Origin of the sequence: Campylobacter sp. 2018MI34, assembly GCF_016598975.1 — a bacterium.
GTDB lineage: Bacteria > Campylobacterota > Campylobacteria > Campylobacterales > Campylobacteraceae > Campylobacter_D.
Window position 1 is genome coordinate 1 of sequence record NZ_JAENKS010000040.1, and the last position, 5386, is coordinate 5386.

5 protein-coding genes are annotated in these 5386 nt (G+C 24.8%); 2 read left to right on the plus strand and 3 right to left on the minus strand.

Annotated elements, in window-relative coordinates; translation table 11 throughout:
* The 3 genes from JG676_RS07560 to fliW all read right to left on the minus strand — a co-directional run.
* A partial coding sequence (locus JG676_RS07560) for a type II secretion system protein (protein ID WP_200217843.1) occupies positions 1 to 279 on the minus strand: 279 nt, incomplete at its 3' end.
* 297 nt (positions 280 to 576) lie between these two features.
* Positions 577 to 1311, minus strand: coding sequence for a pyrroline-5-carboxylate reductase (locus JG676_RS07565; RefSeq protein WP_200217844.1), 735 nt, complete (start codon positions 1309 to 1311; stop codon positions 577 to 579).
* A gap of 15 nt (positions 1312 to 1326) precedes the next feature.
* Positions 1327 to 1716, minus strand: a complete 390-nt coding sequence (gene fliW, locus JG676_RS07570) for a flagellar assembly protein FliW (protein ID WP_200169557.1) — start codon at positions 1714 to 1716, stop codon at positions 1327 to 1329.
* A gap of 165 nt (positions 1717 to 1881) precedes the next feature.
* Here fliW and bamD point away from each other — a divergent pair, with 165 nt between their 5' ends.
* Positions 1882 to 2532, plus strand: coding sequence for an outer membrane protein assembly factor BamD (gene bamD, locus JG676_RS07575; RefSeq protein ID WP_200169556.1), 651 nt, complete (start codon positions 1882 to 1884; stop codon positions 2530 to 2532).
* 9 nt (positions 2533 to 2541) lie between these two features.
* The gene (lon, locus tag JG676_RS07580) at positions 2542 to 4917 is read left to right on the plus strand and encodes an endopeptidase La (RefSeq protein ID WP_200217845.1); all 2376 of its coding nucleotides are present in this window, start codon (positions 2542 to 2544) and stop codon (positions 4915 to 4917) included.
* Positions 4918 to 5386 lie beyond the last annotated feature (469 nt).

The following is a 5386-nucleotide window of genomic DNA, read 5'->3' on the forward strand; positions in this document are numbered from 1 at the left end:
TATTATAATAGCTTGATTATCTTTTAAAGATAAAAGATTTTCTTTATCAAATAAAAAACAAGTTAAAATATTATCTTGTATTTTTGTTTTTAAGCATTTTTGAGTTATTCTATCTATATTAAGTAAAGCATATTTTAGATTTAAAATTGTATTTTGATTTTTTAAAGTTTCAAAATGATAAAAATAAATCTGAGATAAAATTTTTAAAATAATTACAGATAAAACAGAAAAAATAATTAAACCTAAAATAACTTCTAAAAGAGTAAAAGCTTTTTTCATTGAAAATAACTAGTATAATTTTTATCTTTAATATTTATTTTTTTTAATTCAAATAAACCATCGCTTTCATACTCCTCTAATAAATTTAAAGAACCTAAATTTGAAGTATTAATTAATATATTTTTAACTTTTGGATTATCGTATAATTTTTCTTCTAAATTATAAAGTCTTTGAAAAAAACTTAAAAATTCATAATTTTTATAAATTTTGTATATAAACTAAATGCAAGGAAATAAAAATAAAAGATAAAATTATTATACAAAATATAAGCTCGATAAAAGAAAAAGCCTTTTTCATCTAAGATGAGCTAGAATTTAAAGCTTCCATAAAAGCAGATCTAATGGCATATTTTTCTAAAGTCTTAATACCTTTAATAGTAACACCAGCAGGGGAGCAAATTTTTTCTTTAATTAAAGCTGTATGTTTATGTAACAATAATTGTGTAAAACTTTCAAAAAGACCTTGTGTAAGTTTTATACTTAAATCCCTACTCAAACCCTCACAAACACCTCCATCAGCAATACTTTCAGCCACCAAAGCTAAAAAAGCTGGGGCGCAACCGCTAATTGCCATTGCAGCATTCATTTGCTTTTCATCGTTTAATTCGTAAATATTTCCAAAAGTTTGCAAAATTTGAAGAATTTCATCTTTAAAATGTGAATTTTGAATTAAATACGGAGTAGCAGAAACTTTATATTTTGCTGCAATATTAGGCATAATTCTAACATAATTTTGCGCCTTAATACATTTTAAATCATCAAAAGAAATATTAGCTAAAACAGAAATAACAATCCTAGCCTTATATTTTAAAATATTTGCCATATCTTTTAAAGCGTAGGGTTTAAAAGCTAAAATAATATTTTTATTCTCTGGATTAAAATCTTTATAAAGTAAAGTTTTAAAACCTTGTTTTTCTAAATTGATGAGTTTTTCTTTGCTTCTTCCTACAATATTAACTTGATATTTCCCATATAAACCTTGAGCTAATGCACTTGCCATAGCTCCATTTCCTAGAATATAAATATCTAGCATTTTTATTAGTTAATATTATTTTTTTATATAATCAGAAATTTTTTCTGCTTGAAAAAAACTAGGATAGTTTGTAGAATCTAAAATAACTTGAACCATACTATTATTATCTAAATTCATCACCACTGGGGCTAAAAAATTAACAGTTGAATCTTCTATAGTATCACTTATAGCTACTATATTATAAACTTTCATGTTTGATTGGGGATTTAACGCAAGTAATTCTTGGTAATAGGTTGGAATATCAAATTCATAATCAGGACGAATTAAATAAGGATTAATAAGAACAAAAGAAAATTCTTTACCATCAAGACTTTTTAATCTTACAAATACTTCATCGATAGTTGAAAATTCCATATTTTTAGTTTCTTCAAAACCTAATATAGGACATTTAACAGCCAGGGTCATTTTTTCTCCTCAAGTTTAACTTCGGATATTCTAACATAAATAAGCAATAATAATTCCAAAAAAATTAAAATTGTTTATCTAATTTTATTATAATTAATAAAAAAATAATTATAAAATGATTAGAATTATAGCAAAAATTTAACAGGATATAGAATTTATATTATGATGAAAAAAAATATTTTATTATTAGTTTTTATTTTAAGCCTTTTTTTTAGTGCTTGTAGTGTCAAAAATTCCAATGAGCTTTATAATCTAAATGCCAAAGAATGGTATGATCTGATTATTAAAGATTTAAAAGATAAGGATTTAGAAAAAGCTGATACTCATTATAATGGTATGGCAAGCGAACATATCTCAGATCCTTTACTTGAAACCGTACTTATCATTCTTGCACAAGCTCATATTGATGAAGAAGAATATCAATTAGCAGATTTTTATCTTGACGAGTACAATAAAAAATTTGGTACTTCTCAAAATATCGATTATATTCATTATTTAAAAATTAAAGCAAAATTTGATGCTTTTTCTCAACCAAATAGAAATCAAGCTTTAATGTTGGAAAGTCAAAAAGAAATAGATAATTTTCTTAAAAAATATCCTTATACAGAATACAAACCACTAGTGCAAACCATGCTTACAAAATTTAATCTTGCTATTTTTTATCTAGATGATACGATAAAAGATCTTTACAAAAGATTAGATAGAAAACAAAGTTATGAAATTTACAAAGATCGTATCGAACATTCTGAATTTTTCCATAAAAGTATCATAAAACCAGAACTTCCTTGGTATAGAAGTATATTTGAAAGTTTTTAAGGAAAGAAAATGCAAATTGAAGAAATTCAAAATTATCCAGCTATACTTCCTGTTTTAGTTGAAGATGAATTATTTTTATATCCTTTTATGATTACACCTATTTTTATAAATGACTCCCAAAATATGAAAGCTTTAGAATTAGCAATAAAAAATGAAACAATGCTTTTTGTCGCTCCATCAAAATTTGGCAATGGAAGAAATTTTGATGAAATTTTTGATTGCGGGGTAATTGGAACGATTATGAGAAAGGTTCCTTTACCAGATGGACGCGTTAAAATATTATTTCAAGGCTATGCTAAAGGAAGAATAATAAAACAAATCTCAAATAAACCTTTGGAAGCTGAGATAGAACTTATACGAGAAGATTTTTTAGAAGAAGCGAAACAAGAAGCTCTGCTTAATGTTTTAAAAGAAAAAATTAAAATTTTAACTAATATTAGTCATTATTTTTCTCCCGATCTTTTAAGAACTATAGAAGAAGGGACTGATGCATCAAGAATTTGTGATTTGATTTTAAATACTATACGCATCAAAAAACAAAAAGCATATGAATTTTTTATTCAAACTAGTCTTGAAAATAAACTTTTACAATTAATAGATCTTATAGCTCAAGAAATTGAAACAAATAAAATTCAAAAAGAAATTAAAAATAAAGTTCATTCACGTATTGATAAAGTCAATAAAGAATATTTTTTAAAAGAACAACTAAGACAAATTCAAAAAGAACTCGGTAGCGATACGCAAAAAGAAGATGAAATAAAAGAATATTACAAAAAACTAGAGCTTAAAAAGAAATACATTTATGAAGATAGCTACAAAGAAATTAAAAAACAAATAGAAAAATTTGAAAGAATTCATCAAGATAATTCAGAAGCTTCTATGATACAAACCTATATTGAAACTGCCCTTGATATACCTTTTGAAAAAATATCAAAAAGAAAACTTGATATTAAAGAAGTTTCCAAGCAATTAAACCTTGATCATTATGCTCTTAACAAACCTAAAGAAAGAATTGAAGAGTATTTTGCCGTAAGAGAACTCTTAGAAAAACGTAAAATTGCTGATAAAGACGGAGCTAAAGTGATTCTTTGCCTATATGGTCCTCCAGGTGTTGGAAAGACTTCTTTGGCTAATTCAGTTGCAAGAGCTTTAAAAAGAGAATTGGTGCGTATTGCACTAGGGGGGCTTGAAGATGTTAATGAGTTAAGAGGACATAGAAGAACTTATATAGGAGCAATGCCAGGACGCATTGTTCAAGGACTTATAGAAGCTAAACAGATCAACCCTATAGTTGTTTTAGATGAAATTGATAAGTTAAATAGAAATTTTAGAGGCGATCCAAGTGCTGTTTTGCTTGAAATTTTAGATCCTGAGCAAAATACCAAATTTAGAGATTATTATCTTAATTTTAATATAGATTTAAGTAAAATTATTTTTATTGCAACTGCTAATGATATTAGCAATATTCCTGGTCCTTTAAGAGATAGAATGGAATTTATAGAATTAAGTTCGTATACACCTAATGAAAAATTCCAAATTGCTAAAAAATACCTTATACCTAGTGAAATCAAAAAACACGGTCTTAAAAGTAATGAACTAAATATCAATGATAGCACAATAGAACTCATAATCAATGAATATACTAGAGAATCAGGCGTAAGGAATTTAAGACGCAAAATCGCTGAACTTTGTCGCAAAAGTGCAAAAAAACTTCTCTTAGAAAATATTAAAAAAGTAAATATCAATCAAAAGAATCTTAAAGAATTTTTAGATAAAAAAGTATATGAAATTCAAAAACGAGAACAAAAAGATCAAATTGGTCAAGTTAATGGACTTGCTTGGACTCCAGTAGGTGGAGATGTCTTAAAAGTTGAAATCATTAAAATTAAAGGCAAAGGAGAACTCATCCTAACAGGAAGTTTAGGAGATGTGATGAAAGAATCCGCTAAAATAGCATTTAGTGTAATAAAAGTTTTAATTGATGAAAAAAAATTAAAAATCTCTCAAAAAATGTTTTATAACACAAAAGAAAGTATTTACAATCAATATAATTTACACATTCACGTTCCAGATGGTGCCACTCCAAAAGATGGACCAAGTGCAGGTATAACAATTAGCACAGCAATTGCTTCTATATTTAGTGGAAAAAAAGTAAAATGCGATGTTGCTATGACAGGAGAAATTGATCTTAGTGGAAAAGTCTTGCCTATAGGAGGACTTAAAGAAAAATTAATAGCAGCTTATAAAGCAGAAATTAAAACCGCTTTAATCCCTAAGAAAAATTACGAAAGAGATTTAAAAGATATACCTGAAGAAGTTCTTAACAACATGCAAATTATCGCTGTTGATAGTTTTGATGAAGTTTTAAAATACGCCTTAATTTAAAATCAATTTTATTATAAATAAAAAAATTTTTTATTTATAATATTTTATATATTTTTATCAATTTTAATAAAAATTACACAACTAAATACCCTAGTAAAAAGCTTAAATAGATTTTAAAACCTATAAATTTATATTTCTATCTAAAATAAAAATCTTAAAATGTCTATCTTATTTCAACAAAATGATAATTCTTTTAAGATAAAGTTAAATATATTAATTCTAAAAACAAATTAAATGTTTAACTTTAATATAAAAAATAATTATTTAAACATTATATAATCACATTAATCATTTTTTATAAAAATTCAAATTTAAAGTTTTTTCTTTTTTTGTATGTAGTTTTATTTTTGTATTGCTTTTTAATTATTATTTGTATTTATTTTATATTGCTTTATAAACTATATGTTATTTTTATTATTTTATATTTTAACTTTCTATTTGTTTTATATATTTTTTATTATTTTATATA